At 34.4% G+C, this 21,229-nt stretch carries 12 protein-coding genes; 4 read left to right on the forward strand and 8 right to left on the reverse strand.

Annotated elements, in window-relative coordinates:
• The first annotated feature begins 98 nt into the window (after window positions 1-98).
• A complete protein-coding gene (gene yidC, locus LNP04_RS14430) occupies window positions 99-1,901 on the forward strand; it encodes a membrane protein insertase YidC (RefSeq protein ID WP_229983623.1) in 1,803 nt (600 codons plus the stop codon).
• Window positions 1,902-2,010: 109 nt separating this feature from the next.
• Here yidC and LNP04_RS14435 read toward each other — a convergent pair whose 3' ends face one another.
• Window positions 2,011-2,595, reverse strand: a complete 585-nt coding sequence (locus LNP04_RS14435) for a ribonuclease HII (protein WP_229983624.1) — start codon at window positions 2,593-2,595, stop codon at window positions 2,011-2,013.
• A 136-nt stretch (window positions 2,596-2,731) separates the two neighbouring features.
• Here LNP04_RS14435 and LNP04_RS14440 point away from each other — a divergent pair, with 136 nt between their 5' ends.
• Window positions 2,732-5,779 (forward strand): SusC/RagA family TonB-linked outer membrane protein, encoded by a 3,048-nt coding sequence (locus tag LNP04_RS14440; RefSeq protein ID WP_229983625.1) that lies wholly within the window; start codon window positions 2,732-2,734, stop codon window positions 5,777-5,779.
• 17 nt (window positions 5,780-5,796) lie between these two features.
• Window positions 5,797-7,230, forward strand: a complete 1,434-nt coding sequence (locus LNP04_RS14445; protein ID WP_229983626.1) for a SusD/RagB family nutrient-binding outer membrane lipoprotein — start codon at window positions 5,797-5,799, stop codon at window positions 7,228-7,230.
• Window positions 7,231-7,311: 81 nt separating this feature from the next.
• On the opposite strand, the gene LNP04_RS14450 is transcribed toward LNP04_RS14445, so the two are convergent.
• Window positions 7,312-8,043, reverse strand: a complete 732-nt coding sequence (locus LNP04_RS14450; protein WP_324292118.1) for a transposase — start codon at window positions 8,041-8,043, stop codon at window positions 7,312-7,314.
• Window positions 8,044-8,080: 37 nt separating this feature from the next.
• Window positions 8,081-8,557 (reverse strand): hypothetical protein, encoded by a 477-nt coding sequence (locus tag LNP04_RS14455; protein WP_229983627.1) that lies wholly within the window; start codon window positions 8,555-8,557, stop codon window positions 8,081-8,083.
• 189 nt (window positions 8,558-8,746) lie between these two features.
• Between LNP04_RS14455 and argS the strand changes: the two genes are divergently transcribed.
• Entirely contained in the window at window positions 8,747-10,507 is a 1,761-nt protein-coding gene (gene argS / locus LNP04_RS14460) for an arginine--tRNA ligase (protein WP_229983628.1), read from the forward strand.
• Between the two features lie 70 nt (window positions 10,508-10,577).
• On the opposite strand, the gene LNP04_RS14465 is transcribed toward argS, so the two are convergent.
• The 5 genes from LNP04_RS14465 to LNP04_RS14485 all read right to left on the reverse strand — a co-directional run bounded on the left by LNP04_RS14465 (window position 10,578) and on the right by LNP04_RS14485 (window position 21,197).
• The gene (locus tag LNP04_RS14465) at window positions 10,578-11,780 is read right to left on the reverse strand and encodes an IS256 family transposase (protein WP_229982814.1); all 1,203 of its coding nucleotides are present in this window, start codon (window positions 11,778-11,780) and stop codon (window positions 10,578-10,580) included.
• Between the two features lie 168 nt (window positions 11,781-11,948).
• The gene (locus LNP04_RS14470; protein WP_229983629.1) at window positions 11,949-12,509 is read right to left on the reverse strand and encodes a hypothetical protein; all 561 of its coding nucleotides are present in this window, start codon (window positions 12,507-12,509) and stop codon (window positions 11,949-11,951) included.
• Between the two features lie 107 nt (window positions 12,510-12,616).
• On the reverse strand, window positions 12,617-13,537 hold the full coding sequence (locus LNP04_RS14475; protein WP_229983630.1) for a YihY/virulence factor BrkB family protein: 921 nt from the start codon (window positions 13,535-13,537) through the stop codon (window positions 12,617-12,619).
• A gap of 275 nt (window positions 13,538-13,812) precedes the next feature.
• Complete coding sequence (locus tag LNP04_RS14480; protein ID WP_229983631.1) at window positions 13,813-16,161, reverse strand: BamA/TamA family outer membrane protein; 2,349 nt, start codon at window positions 16,159-16,161, stop codon at window positions 13,813-13,815.
• Window positions 16,161-21,197, reverse strand: a complete 5,037-nt coding sequence (locus LNP04_RS14485) for a translocation/assembly module TamB domain-containing protein (RefSeq protein ID WP_229983632.1) — start codon at window positions 21,195-21,197, stop codon at window positions 16,161-16,163. The genes LNP04_RS14480 and LNP04_RS14485 overlap by 1 nt, the downstream gene beginning before the upstream one ends.
• Between the last annotated feature and the right edge of the window lie 32 nt (window positions 21,198-21,229).

Consider the following 21,229-nt stretch of genomic DNA (forward strand, 5'->3'; position numbering starts at 1 on the left):
TAGTATAGAGTTTTGATAAAAAAACAGTATTTTTGTCGACTCAAAAAGTATGGCATTGCTGTGCTTATTTAAATTTTAAAAATTTTAATTAAAATAAAATGCAACAGAACAACGGACTCGATAAAAGTCAGATTATTAGTTTTGCGGTTTTATGTTTGGTCCTTTTCGGATTCATGTTTTATTTCCAAAGAAATGATCAGGAAGCAGAAAAGCTGAAAGCTGAGCAACAGAAAACAGAACAAGCAAAAAATCCCGTAAAGCAAACTCCGGCAGCAGATATCAATCCTAATGTAACTCCGAATGCAATTCAGGTTTCAAATTTGGAAAACAAACAGCTGAAACTTGAGTTTTCAAGCTTAGGAGGTCAGGTTTCAAAAGTTGAGCTTTTAGAATATAAAGCATATGATCAAAAAACCGATAAGGCTGATCTTCCGCTTAATCTGATTACTAAAAATAATTCGAGCTACGGTTTTCAGTTTAAAGATAAATCTGGGAAAACGGTTAACACAAAAGATTTGGTTTTCTCACCCACAGTTGCAGGGAATGCTGTAACATTAACAGCTAACTATAACGGGGCGGTTATCCAGTTTATTTATACTTTATTAGATAAATATACAGTGGATTTTAAAGTAAGAACTCAGGGTCTTGCAAAAGTAACTTCAGACACAAAAGCAGATTTTCTTTGGAATTACAGTGTGAGAAACCTTGAAAAAGGTAGAGCTCAGGAGCAGACTCACTCAGAATTCTCTTATGTTTTTGATAATTATAAGAAATATGAGTACGACGGTAGAACCACGATGGATGAGCCGGAGGAAACGATAAACTGGATTGGTGTAAAGCAACAGTTTTTCGCATCTGTAATCGAAGCTAAAAACGGATTTACAAAAAGCAAGGGTAATCAAGAATCTATTGAAGAAGGTGAGTATCTGAAAAAATTGGACTACGAAGGTGAGGTTCAGATGTCAGGAAGTGAACTGAATCAGGATTTTACCTGGTATTTTATGCCATTGGACTTAAAACTTTTAAGTTCTTACGAAAACAAAAATTTTGACGAAATCTTACCATTAGGTTGGTCATTCATCGGAGCAATGAACCGATATTTCTTCATGTGGTTATACGGTATTATTGCTAGTTGGGGAATATCGGCCGGTTGGGTAATTTTCTTAATGACGATTATCGTGAAATTAATCTTATCGCCAATTATGTATAAGCAGCATAAATTGAGTGCGATGATGAAAGTAATTCGTCCGGAAATTGATGAAGCCAATGCAAAATTCAAGGATGCAGATCCGATGAAGAAACAACAGGCTACAATGGAAATATACAGAAAAGCAGGAGTTAATCAAATGGCAGGATGTCTTCCGGCATTGGTGCAGATTCCTATTTTCTATGCATTATTCCGTTTCTTCCCAAACTTTATTGATCTGAGAGGACAAGGATTCTGGTTTGCAAAAGATCTTACGGCTTATGATGATTTAATTAAATTACCATTCAGCGTGCCGTTTTTAGGAGAACATTTAAGTGTATTTGCGATTGCGTGTACTATTGTAATCTTAATCTATACTGTAATGACTTCAGGAAATATGCAGCAACCACAACAGGAAGGTATGCCGAATATGAAAGTGATTATGTATATTTTCCCGATTACATTCTTATTCTTCCTGAATACATCGGCATCTGGTCTATCTTGGTATTATTTTGTATCGAATGCGATTAATATTTTGATTATCCTAGTTATAAAGTATGTGATTTTGGATGAAAAGAAAATTCATGCACAGATTCAGGCCAACAAAGAAAAGCCAAAAGCAGAAGGCAAGTTCCAGAAACGAATGAGAGAGATGATGGAGAAGGCTCAGGAGCAGCAAAAAACTCAAGGTCAACAAGGAAATAAAAAGAAATAACTTATTACAACTGAAAAGAGAAGCAATTTATTGCTTCTCTTTTTATTTAGAATCATTTTAAATTTAAGTTTACAAATTTCCTGATATAATAATTCACACTCAGTTGTGATTAATCATATTTCAATCTGAAAGATTGCCGATGGTATTTCGTTACACCATGCTTTATCAGGGCTTCTTGGTGTTTTTTTGTGGCGTACCCAAAGTTGGTATTCCATCCGTACTCTGGGTGCTCTTCATGCAGCTCTATCATCAGTTTATCCCGGTAGTTCTTTGCTAAAATTGAAGCTGCAGCAATCGAAAGAAATTTAGAATCACCTTTAATTACACATTGATGCGGAATAAAATTATAAGGATGAAATTTATTTCCATCTACCAGAATAAATTCAGGTCTTATTGTCAGTTTATCTAGTGCGTGATGCATTGCGTGGATGCTGGCGTTCAATATATTATGCTCGTCAATGAAAGACGGGGGCAACTCTGCAATTGCATAACTTTTAACATTATTTTTGATATAGCTGTCAAGTTCCATTCTGGTTTTAAAATTTAATTTCTTTGAATCATTCACCAGATTTTGTTCAAATTTTTCATCCAAAATTACTGCCGCTGCAACTACTGGCCCGCACAAACAACCTCTGCCGACTTCATCACATCCTGCCTCGATATAATTATTTGACCATTTTTTTAATAATTCCATAAAATTTTAACATTTAGATGGTTGAAAACTAGAATAAAAATGATTTGTTATTCTATTCATAATAATTTTTTCTTTTTTTAACAGTTTCTTAAGAAAAAGTTTCACAACTTTGTTAACGCAAAATTAATGTATTAATATGAAGAAATTAACATCAGGTGTACTACTTGTAGTACTGTCCTCGTCTTTTGTGGTTGCACAAGCTCAACAAACAAGACCGAGTGATACTTTAAAAACACAAGAAATCGAAGGTGTGGTTGTTACTGCACTTGGTATTAAAAGAGAGAAAAAATCTTTAGGATACTCATCTCAGGAAGTAAAAGCAGATAAATTATTTGACGGAACAACCAATACAGGTAATATAGCATCTCAGTTATCAGGGAAGGTTGCAGGTTTGAACGTAAATACTACTTCTAATTTTGGAGGTTCTGCTAACTTAGTAATTCGTGGAGTAAAATCTATTAATGGTACCAACCCATTAATTGTTATTGATGGATCACCGGTTGATAATTCTGTGACATCTTTCGGAACTCAAAATGGTGGTTTTGATTTAGGAAATGCTTTATCAGATATCAATCAGGAAGACATCGAATCAGTAAACGTTCTAAAAGGTGCTGCTGCATCTGCCTTATATGGGGAAAGAGGACTTAATGGAGTTATTGTAATCACTACAAAAAATGGTAAGGGAAAAGATGACAAATCTTGGGGAGTTACTTTATCTTCTTCAGTTCAAGGAGGAATTATTGATAAATCTACTTTTGCAAAATATCAAACAAGATATGGGGCAGGATATGACCCTTCATTCTATTATGGAAGTGCAGGAGATGGTTTAGATTATGCCAATTTTGGTGAAGATGCATCTTGGGGTCCAGAATATAATCCAAATTTGCTTGTATATCAATGGGATTCTTTTGATCCAACATCTCCCAATTACAACAAAGCTACTCCTTGGGTTGTGGCAAAAAATGGACCTTTAAAGTTTTTTGAAACTCCAATGTCATTTGTAAATTCTATTTCATTGTCAAAAGGAAGTAAAGGTTTTAACTTTAATTTAACTTATGACAATAATATTTCTAACGGTCTACTACCAAATTCTGATTTAAGAAAAAATACACTTTCTACTAAAATCAATTATGATTTAAATCCGAGATTGCATGCAACCGTTTATTCTACTTTGACCCTTCAGGGAACTACAGGTAGAACTGAGACAGGTTATAATGATAATGTTGTTGGTGGTTTTAGACAATGGTGGCAAACAAATGTGGATGTAGAGGCATTAAAAAATGCATATTTTAACAATGTAGGCAGTCCTACGTTAGCAAACAATTATGGTAATGTTACCTGGAACCGATCGGCAGACGATGACGCAACTCCTGCATTTTGGAATAATCCTTATTTTCAAAGATATCAAAATTACTCTACTGACGATAGAACAAGAACATTCTCATATGCACAGCTTACATACGACGTAGATAGTCATATTAATGTTACAGGAAAATTAAGCTATGATAATACTAATTTAGTTTTTGAGAGAAGACTTGCTCCGGGATCTTATCCTCAAAATTTTGGTGTTTCAGGTAAATCTGTTGGATCCGGTTATCACAGATATGATTTGAAAAGAAGTGAAACTAACTATGATGTATTTGCGAACTATAAATATGATTTAGCTTCTTGGTTAAATTTAAGTGGTATCGCAGGAGGGAATGTTAGAAGAAATCATCTTAGTACTTTAGAAGCATCAACAGAGGGAGGTTTAATTAAAAGAGGGTATTACTCATTAGATAATTCTAAAGCTCCGGTTTTAAACCCTGTAGAATATGAAGCTACGACCCAAACAAATAGTTTATATGCGACTGCTTCATTTGATTTCAACAAAATGTTTTATGTAGATGGAACGATTAGAAGAGATGTAAGCTCAACTCTTCCAGAAGGTAATAATAAATTTACTTATGCGTCTGTTTCTGGTTCTTTGATATTGTCGGAACTTTTAAAGTCTGAAAAATCAATTATGAATTTTTGGAAAGTCAGAGGGAATTACGCTGAAGTTGGTGGGACTGCTGATCCGTATCAATTAAATTACACCTATTATACAGCTGGATATTTTAATACAGGTAATGGAAATGTAAATATTTACAGACCTCAAACAATTCTAAATAATCCAAATTTAAAACCTCAACGTTCTAAAGAGTTCGAATTCGGAACAGAAGTACATTTTCTGAGAGATAGAATAATTTTTGATGGTGCGTATTATGATTCTAAAACTGTAAATCAATTGATTAGACCTGATATTTCAGCGGGTTCTGGGAGTTTAGGAGCTGCTATCAATGCAGGACAGATAAATAATAAAGGACTAGAATTACATTTAGGAATAAGTCCGATAAAAAACAGTAATTTTTCATGGGAAATTGATGCGAACTGGGCAAGGAATCGAAGTAAAGTGGTTGAACTTGCTGATGGCCTTCAGGTGTATCAGTTAGTAGGTTTAGTAGGAGGTGCGTCTATAGTTGCTTCAGTAGGTAATCAATGGGGTGATATTTATGGTAGTGATTATGTTTATTTAAACGGAGAAAAAGTTGTTGATCCTGCAACTGGTTTGTATCAAACAGAAAGTAGTAAAGTGATCGGTAATGTGCAGGCTAAATGGACTGGTGGTCTTAGAAATTCGTTTAGATATAAAGATTTTTCTGTAAGTTTTCTAATTGATGTTCGTCATGGTGGAGATGTATTCTCATCAGATATGTATTATGGACTTGCTAGTGGGCTTTTTCCGGAAACAGCTGTTGATGGATATAGAAACAGCGTACCTGTATTAGCAGGAGTGAACCCAAATGGACAACAAAATTCTACCCCTGTAGACACGAGCGCAATTGATCCCAACGAATACGGTAATAATCCATATGATGGTTATGCTATAGCTCCTGATAAAAGATTTGTTTACGATGGTTCATATGTAAAATTAAGAGAAGCAAGTATTACTTACTCACTACCAAAAAGCCTTTTAGTAAATACTTTTATTAATGATGCTAAGATATCTATAGTAGGTAGAAATTTATGGATTATTCATAAAAATCTTCCTTATGCTGACCCAGAATCTTCACAAATGGGTGGATTGTATTCTTATGGATCATCAGTAGGATCTGTACCTACGACAAGAGAGCTTGGAGTAAACTTTACATTTAAATTCTAAAATTTAAACTATTTAAAATGAAAAATTTCAAAAAAATATTATACACAGGAGGAGTTGTTGCTTCACTATTAATGTTCAATTCGTGTGAAAGTGATATAACATCTCTAAATGAGGATCCTAAACATCCTTCGAGCGTGCCATCTGGAAATATGCTGGCAACAAGTATGTATCAAGGATTTTATTATATGTACACAGGGAGCGTAAATTTTAATAACTATCGTTTTTTTACGCAACAATGGACGGAAACTATCTATACTCAAGAGACAAATTATAATTTAATTACGAGGAATCAGCCTAGAAATCACTTTAGAAGAATGTATGTATATACATTGGCTCCTCTTGAACAAGCAAAAAAAGATCTTCCTTCAGAAATTAATGCTGATCCTCAAGTTGTTGATAATAAATGGGCCACTTTGGAAATAGCATCTGTTTTTACTTGGGAAAATATTGTGGATACTTTTGGCAATGTTCCGTATAAGGAAGCCTTGCAAGCAGAATCAATAAAATCTCCTAAATATGATGATGCCAAAACAATATATTTAGATTTGATTTCTAGGTTAGATGTAGCAATTGCTAAAATTCATTCAACTAAAGAGGGCTATCCTGAAGATCTTGTGTATGGAGGAGATATGACTAAATGGATTAAATTGGCTAATTCTATTAAATTAAGATTGGCAATAAATCTAGCAGATGTTGATCCTTCAACTTCTAAAACTGTAGCAGAAAGTGCTATCGCTAGTGGTGTCTTGGCTTCTACATCAGATTCTTATTCTTTAAAATTTGATGGAAATACTTTTACTAATCCTTTATTTGATGATTTAGTAGCATCGGGTAGAAATGACTATATTCCATCTAATGTTATGGTAAATCCAATGAATACTAAATCTGATCCTAGAAGAGCAGCATACTTTACGCAAGTAGGAGGTATATATAAAGGTGGTACATATGGAACCTCAAACTCTTTTGCTAATAATTCTCATGTGAATCCCACTTTTTTAACAGGAAACGCAGCGGCAAACTTATTTAGTTACACAGAAGTACTTTTTCTAAAAGCTGAAGCGGCTCAAAGAGGGTATAGTGTAGGTGGTGGAACAGCAGCAAGTTTGTATGCAGATGCAATTACTGCTTCAATGTTAGAAAACGGATTGAGTACTTCTGATGCTACAACTTACATAGCAGCTAATCCTTATAACGCAACTAATTGGAAACAATCAATCGGTTATGAAGGGTGGATAGCAATGTGGAATAACCCATTTGCAGCATGGAACTTTACAAGAAGATTAGATAATCCTGTACTTACAGCTCCGCCTTCGTCTTATATTGGAGGGATTCCTTATAGGATGCCATATTCGGATCAGGAGTATGTAACTAATAATGCCAATGTTTCTGCTGCTGCAAGTGCAATTGGAGGAGATAAAGCTACAACCAAACTTTTTTGGGACATCAATTAATACTTAATCACTTTTAACATTCATATCAAAACCGCCTTAATGTAGTCATGGTCGGAAGAAATTCCGACCATTTTTTTATTTTTATGTTTTGAAAACCTTGGTAGGATCACCGCCTGCAAAAACGATTAAAATTGCAGTAATCATATCGCAAAGCTCCATGGTGATACGTCTTTTCGCAGTCTTGTAGCCTAAATCATTTGCTTTTTTATAAATAAGGAGTAGCATAGAAGCGATCATTGTCATGTAGATCATCACTTCAATTCCATTTTTATTCAGCGATACAAGATGACTTAAATTCAGCTCTTGTTTCATGAATCTGAAGAATACTTCAATATCCCATCTTTTACGGTAATAATCTGAGATTTCTTTGGCAGAAAGTTCAAACTCGTTGGTTATAAACCAAAATTCTTTGCTTGTTTTTTCGTTTTTGATGACCACCAATCGAAAATCTGTTTCCACTTTTTCTTCCCGATGATGGATATTTCCACGTTTGTTTTGGATGGGTTTTCCGGTGTACAGCTTCACTTTACTGTCTTTAATAACTTCCCAATCATTCCATTGTACGGGGGTTTCTTTTTCAATAAAAGATGTAATCTCTTCAAATTTTCTTTTTTCCTTGGAACGAATAATAAATTTCAGAGACTTTTCTTCAAAATCTTTCATCGTTCTTGTAGACTGCAGCCCTCTGTCTATGACATAAATATTATCATGATGCTCTTCTTTTTTTACCTGGCTGAGAACAGCCTCAGCGAGCGCGTTGTCTTCTGCAGAGTATTTTTGTCCCGTGAAAATCTCTACTGCCGACGGTAAAATTCCATCAAAAGAAACCTAACGAAGTGGTTCGACAAAGTCAAAAACTAAATTTCGCCAGTTTCTTTCCACTTTTTTGATCGATTCCTTCTTTAAGTTTTAAACAGGTATCGGCAACGATTGTGCTGTCCACTCTGATCAGATTATATTTTTCGATTTCAGATTTGTTATAATAACTTGAAAATCGTTCATACATCTGCTCATAGATTTCTTTAAAATAATTAGGATCGATTTTTGAAAGCCGCTCTGAAATTGAACTCCTGCGTACTTTTTCCTCTTCTCCCAAGCCAAACAATGCTTTGAATCCGCTGCTGTTAAAAGTATCCTCCAAAGTTCTCTGGCTTAATTTTTCGTTATCAAAGATGCAAAACAAAAGCAGGTAAAACATTTTTTTGCCATGCAGAACCTTGCTATAATGATCTACTTTGGTACTGGCGGAAAGATGGCTCAAAAGTGCTTCGGGGATAAATTTTAGAACATCTTTAAGTGATGTTTTATGATCTTTAAAAACTGACATAAATAATTGATTCTCAGCTACAAATGTACAAAATCCCTATGACAAAAACAAATTAAACAACTGATAATCAGTCAATTAAATATGTTTTTTTACATTGCAATATAAAAAGTCGGAAGAATAATCTTTCGACCATGACTAGCCTTAGTGCGGTTTTTTTATTTCCGTATATTTGTACTTCAAATTAGAATAATGAATATTAAAGATATCATAGAACAGAAACTGGCAGAGGTTATCCTTAATGTCTATCAGTTGAAAGATATACAACTCGAGATTCAGGAGAATAAAACTGAGTTTGAAGGCGATTTTACCATCGTTACTTTTCCTTTGGTGAAACAATTAAAGAAAAACCCTGAAAGCATTGGAGTAGAATTGGGACAGGCTTTGACTGAACAAACTGAATTACTTAAAAGTTTCAACGTAATAAAAGGATTTTTAAATGTAAAAGTTAAAAATCAATTTTTCGTTGATCAATTTAAAACTGTTTCAGAACAATTTTCAAGCATTGAAAAGAAAAATGAAACCGTAATGGTGGAATATTCTTCTCCGAATACCAATAAACCACTTCACTTAGGACATGTCAGAAATAATTTGTTAGGTTTTTCTGTGGCTCAGATTTTAAAAGAGGCTGGTTATGATGTGATTAAAAGTCAGATTATCAACGACAGAGGAATTCATATCTGTAAATCGATGTTGGCATGGGAGAAATTTGGTAAAGGAGAAACTCCGGAAACTGATCAGGTGAAAGGTGATAAGTTTGTAGGAAACTATTATGTCAAATTTGATCAGGAATACAAAAAAGAAATCACTGAATTAGTTGAAAAAGGAGTTTCCGAAGATCAGGCAAAAAAAGATGCACCTTTGATGAAAGAAGCTCAGCAAATGCTTCTCGACTGGGAAAATGGTGACGAAAAAGTAAGAAATCTTTGGAACGAAATGAACTCATGGGTTTACAAAGGTTTCGGTGAAACGTATAAAAGACTTGGCGTAGATTTCGATCAGGTTCAATACGAAAGCAATACCTATATTTTAGGAAAAGATCTTATTCAGGAAGGTTTAGATAAAGGAGTTTTGTATCAGAAAGAAGACGGATCGGTTTGGTGTGATTTGACGGATGAAGGTTTAGATCAGAAACTTTTGCTTCGTTCAGACGGAACTTCTGTGTATATGACGCAGGATCTGGGAACGGCGGTTGAGCGTTTTAAAGAAAATAATCTTCAGAAATTAATCTATACGGTAGGAAACGAACAGGATTATCATTTTCAGGTTTTGTTTAAAGTCTTGAAAAAATTAGGGTATGAATGGGCAGATCAGTTGTTCCACTTATCTTATGGAATGGTCGAACTTCCGAATGGTAAAATGAAATCTCGTGAAGGAACTGTTGTAGATGCAGATGAATTGATGCAGGAAATGCATAATGAAGCAGAATTAAAAGCAATCGAGCAAGGCAGATTAGAAGGTCTTAGTGACGTAGAAAAAGAAACTTCGTACGAGATTATTGGTCAGGCTGCATTGAAATATTTTATGCTGAAAGTTGACCCGAAAAAGAAAATGCTTTTCAATCCTGAAGAAAGTATTGATTTTAATGGAAATACAGGTCCTTTTATTCTTTACACTTATGCAAGAACTCAGTCTTTATTGACGAAGGCAAATTATTTGAATAGAAAAATTGCTGAGGTAGAATTAAATCAGCATGAAAAAGAAGTAATTATGCAATTAGCAAATTATAAATCTGTTGTTGAAAGAGCAGCTGAATTATTGAGCCCGGCTTTGGTTGCTAATTATCTTTATGATTTAGTTAAATCTTACAATTCATTCTATCAAAGCAATATTATTTTAAAATTGGAGGATGAAAATTTAAAACAATTCCGTTTGAATTTATCCAATCTCGCAGCACAAATCATAAAAAAATCTTTGTCACTCCTTGGAATAGGAACAGTCAACAGAATGTAAAAATCAATCCTCCTGATAATTCGGGACACTGTCCCATTAAGTGTGTAAATTAAAAAGTTAGGGCTTAGATTTATAATCTGAGCCTATTTTCAAAAATAAGCATAAATTGGTTTAAAATCAATCCCCAATTTTGGATGGGCATGGTCCATTTTTTAGTTGCTTCTTTCAATGCTAAATAAACAGATTTTATAACTGCATCATCTGTAGGGAAAGACATTTTGTTTTTGGTGTATTTTCGGATTTTCCCGTTTAGATTTTCAATTAAATTGGTCGTGTAAATTATTTTTCTAATCTCGATTGGAAACTCAAAAAAGACGGTTAATTCGTCCCAATGAGTTCTCCAGGATTGTATTGCATAGAGATATTTACTTTCCCATTTGGTTGCAAAGTCGTCCAAAGCTGCTTTTGCCGCTTCTTTTGTGGGGGCAGTATAAATGTGTTTCATATCTGCAGAAAATTCTTTCCTATCTTTCCAGACAACATATTTACATGCATTTCTAATTTGGTGAACTACGCAGATTTGGGTTTGAGATTGCGGAAAAACCGAGCGAATGGTCTGGGTAAATCCATTCAGATTATCGGTAGCAGTGATGAGAATATCTTCTACGCCACGAGCTTTTAAATCGGTCAGAACATTCATCCAAAAGCTGGAGCTTTCGTTCTTTCCGAGCCACATCCCGAGAACTTCTTTTTTACCTTCACGATTGAGTCCTACGGCTAAATAAATGGTTTTGTTGATGACCTTGGAGTTTTCACGAACCTTGAAAACAATCCCGTCCATCCAGACAATCAGATATACTTCATCCAATGGTCGGTTCTGCCAGGCAACCACTTCGCTGGCAACAGCATTGGTGATTCGTGAGATGGTGGAAGTCGAAACGTCAAAATCATACATTTCTTTGATTTGCTCTTCAATATCACTTACACTCATCCCTTTAGCATAAAATGAGATGATAATGTTCTCCAAACCATCGATGATATTGTGTCTCTTTGGAACTAATGCTGGTTCAAAACTGCCTTCCCTATCTCTGGGAACTTTTATTTCTGATTCGCCGAATGAGGACTTTATCCTCTTGGTTGCGTGTCCGTTCCGATAGTTTCCATTAATGGTTTTTTCGTGTTTTGAATTATCCAGATGGCTGTCAAGTTCAGCATCCAACATATGTTCTACTGCTTTTTTGTGCAGCTCTTTAAAGAATGAGGTTAAATCTTCCCCGTTCTTAAAGGATTTGTAGAAATCCTTATTGTTTAGTAAATCTTCTTTGTCGATCATAACTATGTAATGGTTAAAAATAATAAAAAGTTATTTCCGTAAAATTTTTTGAGCTATAAGGGCTCAAAATTTTACAGAATAACTTTTTAACTTACACAGTTAGTGAGATACTACCTAATTCGGGAGGATTTTTTTATACTAATAATATATAGGCTTCTAAAATTTTAATTATTTGTTAACTTTTCTTTGTACATCCATGACGCACGTTTTATATTTCTTATTTCCATCAATAAAAACTGACAACATTTTACCTTTTGTATCTACATTACCACCTTTTCTTAAAATGTTTTGCTCTTCCTCTGTAAAATTATAATAAACAATATACTTAGCATATGTTCCTTCTGATGTAGGAACGAACAATAGATTAGAAATAGGATCTTCATTACTGTAGTTTTCCCGATAAAAACTAAAAGTATAAGTATGTAATTGAGGCCCATTTTCAATGTATATTATTTGTTCAGTATCGAACCAAAACCCTTCTTTATAGCTTATATTTTTCCCAAATATATTATGGTTAAGTTTTCTAATAATTGTTTTAGAATTTTCTAATTCTACTAATAATTTTGATTTGTGTTTGCTGTCTTGTATTGAAATTCTTTTTGAACTTGTTGGATAATTACTGTCATAAACATGTCTAATCTCGGAATAATATTCTTCAGTATGACAAGATATTATTGTAGAACAGATAAAAATAAGTATGGAGATAAAAGATAATTTTTTCTTTATCATGATGTTTTTATTACAAATGTATTATTTTTTATAATTTAAATTAATATACACTTGTGAAATAATAATAAACTTAAAATGTATGAAATATTTATCAGTATTACTAAATTTTATCTTTTTTCTATCTGACTATCTCTATACAATTTTGCACTGCTCCATTTGGCGTGTTTTGAAGGAACAATTCTGTATCCTTTTCTTAAAGTATATACTTTTGTAAATTCGGCTCCAAAGAAGACCAGCATACAGGAATAATTAATCCACATCATAATCAAAATCACTGTTCCCGCAGTTCCGAAAGCCGAGGTAGGTTTAAATTGCCCAAAGTAGAGACTCAATAAAAATTTACCTAAAGTAAATAATCCTGCGGTCAATAGCGCACCTTTCCAAACCGATTTCCAGCTGATTTCAACGTCTGGTAAAACTTTAAACATTAAAGCAAAAAGTACAACCACAATCCCGAAACCGATGGTGAAATTAATGAGCTCTACAATGATATATGTTTCCAAACCAAAATATCTGGTGATGAAATCATTAAATAACCCAATCAGTGAAGATAAAACCATCGTAATCATTAATAAAAATCCTAAAATCAGAATCATTCCCAATGAATTGGCTCGGTCTAAAAGAAATTTAACCAAAGCTTTTTTTGGCGCAGCTTCTACATCCCAAAGGTTGTTCAAAGACTTCTGTAACTGAAAAAATAGGGTAGTGGAACCATAAATCAATGACCCGATTCCTACAATTTTCATGAAAATATTTTCTTTATCGATTAAAGCTCCGGCAATCATATCCTGAATACTTTTGGCAACATCCTGGCCCATTAATCCGCTAATCTGTGAACTAATTTGTCCTCGAATAGCTTCTTCACCGAACACGTTTCCGGCTATCCAAATGATGATAATGAGCAAACCCGGAATTGAGAAAATTGCATAATACGCCAAGCTTGCAGAATCATTGGTTGCAGAAGAATTGTTCCATTCTGTAAAGGTTTCTTTTACGGTTTCCCAGAAAAATTTAAGTTCTTTTAGCATAAATTTGAATATTAATAGGTGTGATTTGGTTGTAATTATCCTCACAAGAGAGAAGATAATTTGTTCTGAAGTTTAAGGCAAAGATTATTCCTTTAAAGAAATTTATGCAATTTTTTTAAAGCAACTTCCGCATATAAATTTTGGCTAAAGCCAACTGAATTGTATTAAATTAAAAACGGGCTAAAGCCCGTTCCTATTGATGTTTGATTGTACTATTTTATAAATGCTTGCATAGGCCAAAAGCTATTCGCTAGTTTGAATCAGCCATCCGCCTTTTAGAATGGATAACCAATAGCAATATTCAAAATTAGATTATCTCTTCTCCAGCTTGAATCTCCAAAGTTGATTCTGTCGAAAGCCCATCTTTCACCCTTTTCATAGTAAGGAACTCGCAAAGGCATAGCCAAATCTAGTCTTAAAATAAGAATTGAAAAATCGAGTCTTAAACCAACACCGGCACCAACTGCAACTTCACTTAAAAAATCTTTTGAAAATTTTCCACCCGGTCTTGTATTGATGCCGTTTTCATTAATTTCATCATTAATTAACCATATATTTCCGGCATCTACAAATGCGGCAACATTTAAGAATTTATAAAGATTAGCTCTGTATTCTGCATTCAGTTCTAATTTTATGTCACCTGCCTGATCAAAAACTGCTCTGGTATTATCTTCTCCTCTCGGATCGTAACTTCCGGGTCCTAAAGTTCTCGCACGAAAAGCTCTGATACTGTTACTTCCACCCACAAAAAATTGTCTCGAAAAAGGAATATGCTCTGAATTTCCATAAGGCACAGCAACTCCGGCAATAAATCTTGATGCAAAAGATGTTTTCTCTGTAAACTTATGATAGAATCTTACATCATTTTCAATCTTCGCATATTGGCTAAACGGAACTCCAAAAATTGTTTTTTCTTTTCCTTCTTTCACATTAGCTCCGGTAACAAGACCTGTAATATTTCCTGCTAAATCAAGCATTCCTTTATAATAGAATGTGTTTTTTCGAGGAAGCATCGTTGTCGAGTAAGTATAAGAATAAGTTGGTCCGAAAATAAGTTGTTGCTCTGTTATTCTTTGTAAATAAGGATTGCCTTCTTTTAGAGCTAAAAATTTTGGTGTTTCATTAGCCGGATCAATATATGAAACGTCAATCAGTTTCAGCTCATGCTCTTTTCTTACATTTTCTTTCCACTGATATCCGAATGATGCATTGAATGTATTTAAAGTGTACAAAGTTGTACGGTTTTGAAACTCATATCCTAACTGAATATTCGTTCTCGGTACAAAAGCACTTGATGAATTAAAAGTAAAGGGTGCTACAATTCTCGGAATGGATAACTGTGCGTTGGCTCCAGCTCTGAAAATGTTTTCGGCATCTGCAGGTCCACCGATCTGAACATCGAAAGCACCATAAACAGAAGCCTTAAACTGCTCTGCACCACGGAAAAAGTTTCTTTGTGTCCAGTTTAAATTTAATTCACTTCCTGCATAATTCGCAGAATTGGTTCTTCCCAAAGCTTCCAGACGAAGTGACTGTAGTTCTCTCGGAGTCAAAACATAATAAGCATCAAACTTATGATTTAAAGAATCTGATACTACAAATTCATTTTTCACAAATTTAAAAACACCTAAACTGATGAGGCGATTCAGTGATAAATTATGATCTTTTCTGTTGTAAATGTCTCCCTTGTCAAAATATAATGCACGGTCAAACATTCTTGGTTTGAATTTCTTCTTAGGATCAACTACGTAAATGTCATTGTACTCATAACCTTTCAGTGAATCAGGATTCATTGGAATATTATATAATCCTTTTTTTGCATCACGAAGATTGTAATTAGGGAAAACGACTACTTTATCAATTGTAAATTGTTCCTTAGCCAATTTTGGAGTATTGTCTTTTAACTTGACAATCATCTCTACTTTGTGGTTCTTAGTGACTGTACTGTCCGCCTGAACAATGATGTTATCAGGATTGAAATAGTAAAAGCCTTTATCTTTCAAACCGTCATCAATTCGCTGTCTTTCAGCTTTAATCACATCAAGATCAAATGGATTTCCCGGTTTCAATAAACTTCTTTCTTTTAAAGCCTGAATTTCCTGATTGATTAAACTCGAATCCTGTAAAAAATTCACATTACTGATTAAATACTGCGCTCCCGGATTTAAAGTATAAATAACCTGTGCTTTTTTATTTTTCGAAACCGTATCGTATTTTGCTTTTGCATTGAAGTAGCCTTTGTTTTCAGAATAATTGACGATGATATCTTTGTTAAACTCTCTGTCAACATCTCCCAACAAAATGGGTTCTTCACCAAATTTATATTTCAGCCAATATCTTAAACCTTTTTCTTTTTTCGGTTCTTTTGTAGCATTGTAAGCATACAGCTTTGGTCTTAATCCAAGAAAAGATGAGTTAGGTTTTGGCGTAAGATTTTCTTCGAGAGCAACTTTCAGTTCGTTCTTTTTCTTTTTTGGAAGGGTGTCATTTTCAATCTTTACTTCGGCTCCGGTGTAGAGCATCTGTCCGTCTTTCAGAAACTTGGTGTTGCTGCAGGAAACCACAGCCGCCGCCATTCCCGATGCCAAAAAATATTTACAATATGTATTTAAATTGATCTTCATTACTTAAATTCTACGACTTGGTTATCTTGTTTTTTCTTATTCTCTCTATTTTCCTTGTTTCGATTATTTCTCGATTTTCGGAAAATATCTCTGAATTGATTGTAATCTAAAGTGATGATAAACCCAACTCCGGTTTCTACAATTTGACCTTGCAACGCAACTTGGTAATCATTTTTACGGTACGCACGAAGCATGTATCTTCCGTCTCTTGAAAGGCTGTAATCTACAGTTACATCACCTGCGATATTGGTAGTGTTTTCGTTTTGTCTGGCTTCACCTTCCAGTCCGAAATTACTCCCTACAGAAACTTTCAATCTGTCGTTCAGTAATTTTTTACTTAAACCAATATTAAGGTCGGTTCTCGTATTTTGCGTACCGGTAGAGTAGTCTTCCGTAGATTCCAAATCAAAATTTAAATCTACTCCTTTGATTAAATCTGATGCTAAATTGTTGAGCTGTTGAGAAAGAATTTTACTTACACTCTGTCTCGCTATCGTCTCTGCAGATACTCCCGAATTACTTTGGAAAGGATTTTCACCAATGAATCTATTCAATAAAAGCAAAGCAAAAACCTGCTTGTTCATCTCATTCGGATCTTGTCTTAGCTGAGCCAATTTTCCATCAATAGTTTCTGTAACAGCCGAAGAAACAGCATTGTTTTTCTCATCTGTTGTAATGTCAAACGAAATTTCAGGCTTCAACAATTCACCTTTCAGAATCAGTAAAGTATTGAAAGGAATTCTCTGTTTATATTGATTCAAGTCTGCATCACCAACTTGCTGTTCGACAAGGTCAATTGGTGCAGTTTCGGTTTTGTAAATTGCCGTAATATCAAGATTGGCAGTCGTTGGTTCGCCTGTCCAGGTAATCGTACTTCCTTTTTGAATGTCGAATTTTCTTTTCAGAACACTTACCGACATTTCGTAGCTTCCTTTTTCAACCTGATAAACACCTACTAAAGTGGTTTTCCCTGATGGATCAATTCCGCCTGTCAGATCAGCTTCACCCTGAAGTTTTACAAAATCTCCGGCAGCTTTATCAATGACGATAGACATTTTTGCTTCTTTATCAACCTCAATATTTACATTGACATCTAATCCTTTTATCGGACTTTGACTGTCAATAGAATCTGCTTTAATGGTTTTATTTAAAGCTACCTGATCCTGATCGATAAATTCTACAATTCCGTCTCTCTCTTGTAACGATGGGCTCGATTGCGGAAGTACAAAAGTGAAATCTGTCGTTTTTGCAACAGCTAATCTTCCGTCAACTTTTGGTAAATCTAAATTTCCTCTTACTTTTAAAGCTGCATCAATCGCCAAGATTCCGTACATCATCGCATCGTTTGATTTTTCCGAATTCACGACTTTAAAGTCTTTCGCATCCAGATCAAGATTGAAAGCAAAATCTCTGTAGGTCTGAGTAAGAACCTGTCCGTCTATATTTAAAGAATTTCCGTCTTTGTCTTTGATTTTGAAATCGTCAAACTCAATTCCTCGGTTGGTAAATCCTATTTTATCATTAATCCCTCTGAAATCACTTCCGGTTTGTGAAATCATTAGTCCGACATTATTCATTTTAATATCTCCAAGAATCTTTGGAGCAGTCGTCGTTCCGGTAATTTTTAAATCCCCCGAAAGATAACCTTCAGTATTTGTAATCGCGTTCATCGAGAAGCCTTGGAGCGTCTTCATCTGAAGCTGATTCATATTTAAATCTAAATCGAATGTACTCGAAGAAGTATTGTAATTTCCTAAAATTTTCACATCATTGCTGTTCCCCGAAAGTGCAATATCTGCATTCAGAAGATTCGCAGACTGGTTATTGACTTTAATGGCTAAATTTCCAACCGGACTTCCGTAAACAATCAAATCAGAAACATTGATATCTGAAGTGAAGGTCATATTTTTGGTTAAATCTCTCAACTGTGCCGTCCCGTTGATGGTTCCTTTTGCTAAAAGAGAATCTTTTTTAATGATTTCGGTAATGGTTTCAATTTTAAAATCTTTTAATGAAACATTCAGCGGACTGCTCGGAGAATTGCTTTCAGATTGTAAAGAAATTTCCGCTCCCGAATTGGAAAGGGTGAAATTATCTGCCACCATTCCTTGACTAAAAATGGAAATTTTGTTGTTTTCAGCAACCGTCCAATCCATGTAATTCAGTTTTAAACCATTCGGATTTAGAGAAATTTCTGTGATGTCATTCATTGATTTTGCATTTCCAGCAATAAGGAATTGCGTTTCATCTTTATCGTCTTTTGTTGTAATGTTGTAATTGATGATATTTTGTGCAACATCACCATTGATATTTACTTTTTTAAGCGCAAAACTTTCGCTAGCTAATGATGCAACACTCAAGTCATATTGTAATGCCTGATTTTCGTTGGTGATTTTTAAACTTGTATTTTCCAGCGTATTGGTTCCATATAAAACCTGAGGTATCTGAGCATCTAAAAGGATTTGCTGAGAATCTGCATTGTAATTTCCGTTAATATTGATAGTTTCAAAACTTTTCAGTTCGGGAACAAATTTTCTGATGAGATCATCATTTTTAATTTTAGCATTAAAAGTAAAAAACTGTCCGGCATCAATTTTCTGAGCAGCACCAGGCTTTTGAAACTGATAATATTGATTGACGGTTTGCATTAACGCACCAAAAATCTGAGTCAGTTTGTATTTTCCGTTCAGCTCGACGTCGGCAATCTGGGAATTGAATTTAATTTGAGTAGAATCTGCCGTTGAAACTGCTAGCAAATTCACTTCCTGAATTGGGTAAACTTCTTTCGTATCTGAAACCGCAAAGTCTTTTAAATTCAAATATCCGTTCAGATTATCGGGATCTAAAGTTTTAAAATCGCCATCGATCGCTCCGGCGATAATCATTGGTGAACTGTAGAATCCGAGTTTATTTAAATCTAATTTGTTAATATTTCCATTAACTTTTACCGTCGGATTTTTCTCGTTGTAAACTCCTGATGCCGCAAGATGTAAATTGGCATTCGGATCTTTTGAATTTAAATCAATATCATAAGCGCCACGGTTGATTTTCCCTTTCAGATTCATATTCTGATAAGTATAGCCGTTGTAAGTCGCCGACCTTACGTCACCTGAAAGAACCGCAGACATTGTTTTCGGATCGAAGCCTTGTCCTTTTGCATTGATTTGAGCGGTAATGCTTCCCAAATCTTTATTCTGAATCAGTTTTCCAATTTGTAAGCTTTGAAGATTGGCTTTTATGTCAAACGTTTCTCTGTTTTTTCTACGTAAATCGGCTTTTGCAATGATCGCAGCATTTCCTAAAGTGGAAGTCAGTCGTAAGTTGGTATCAACCAATTGCGTCGTCCCCTTTGCAGTCCCACGAATCGTGAAGAAAGAGGGTAAAGTAATGTTTTTAGGAATTGTATTTTTCGGAACTAAATTGTAGATTGTTTTGGATGAAGAAGAAATTTCGGCAACTTTCAGATCAAAATACAACTGATCAGGATTCATAGCATTCTTGATTTTTCCAGAAGCCAAAACTTTCAATTGATCTAAACCTGAAACTTTCAGATTCTGAATTGCCAAATCATTTACCGTTCCTCTTACGAAAGCATTTACATTTAAAATTGCATTCGGATATTTATTAAATGGCGCCGTATTTCTTAGAGTTGGAACCAAATTTAAAATATCAGAAAAACCGATTTTAGAGTCACGGATGTCGGCCGAGATTTGTACAGCTCCAAGATTTGAAGATAATTGCTCGATGGAATTGTAATTTAAAACAACTTCATCTCTTAAAATTGTTTTCGGAGTTTGTAAATAAAGATTTTTCAGATAGGCTTCTTTTTCAGCATAGACAAAATCGGTATTGAATTTCTGTACATTCAAGCCTCTCGCTTCCTGAATTTCCGCTGATTTTACAGATCCTGCAAAACCGTTGTTTTCCATTTTGAAATTTCGGACGTCGAGATTTAATTTAGCAAAATTGAGATGGTTAAAATCCATTCCTGAGCGGGTAGGAGCAACAGCCGTGTTGTTGTATGCAACTTTTACATCATCCAAAAATAATTTACCTAAAATAACTTTCATCGCTTTTTCTTTCGCAGAAACCGTAGAAACTTCAGGCTTCTGATCCTTTTTTGGATTGGCATTTTCTGTTGGAAGGAATAAATTAGCATTGATGTTTGCTTGTCTCAGATAAACATTTCCAATATTGTAGTCATTGTTTTCAAGGTCGATGCTGTTTACTTTTGTGCTTAATTCTTTAAACAAAACTTTTGCGAAAGTCTTTGAATTATCATCGCCGTAATCGATATCGAAATTGGTCAGTTTAATTCCGTTCAAGCCCAGTTTCATAGGCTTTTTCTGGTTGAGAGAATCTACTTTTTCCTCAACGTTTTTAGAAACCTCTTCTACAAAGTCCTGTTTTAGTTTTAACTTTAAGCCATCGAGATTAATATCGTTAACGGCGTAAGAATTTTTCTGAAGATCAAACGTTTTCACTCTCGTATCGAATGAATTGAAATAAACTTTTATATCGTTTTTAGATTGCTGATCATTGAAAGTTAGCCCAATATCTTTTAATTTAATTTTATCTAAAGAAATAATGAAAGGTTTAGAAGTACTTTCTTCCTTTTCAGAAGTTGCAAAGGCGTCAATAATATAGTCGAAATTGAATTTTCCTTTTGGATCTCTGACTACATTCGCACGCACACCTTCTAAATCTATCGATGTAATATCAGCTTTTGAACTCATCAATTGCCACATATCTAAACCGACATCGAATTTTCTTACTGCTAGAAGTGTGTCGATATTCTGGCCTTTCAGATACAGATTTTCCATCACCAGACTGTTGGGGAAACCGATATAAACTTTGTCGAGACTTACTTTGGTTTTGATTTTTTTCTCTAAATAAACAATCAGTTTATCTTTTACGTAATTCTGAACCGCTGGAAGTCTTAAACTTAAAATGAGCAGGATAATTAAAACGACAATAGAGATGATTGTAATAACAATACCTCTTAGAATTTTTCTTTTATTGAATTTCAGTTTCAAAATTTTCGTGATTTAGACCAATGTAAAATATT

This window comes from Chryseobacterium sp. C-71, from assembly GCF_020911865.1.
Taxonomy (GTDB): Bacteria; Bacteroidota; Bacteroidia; order Flavobacteriales; family Weeksellaceae; genus Chryseobacterium.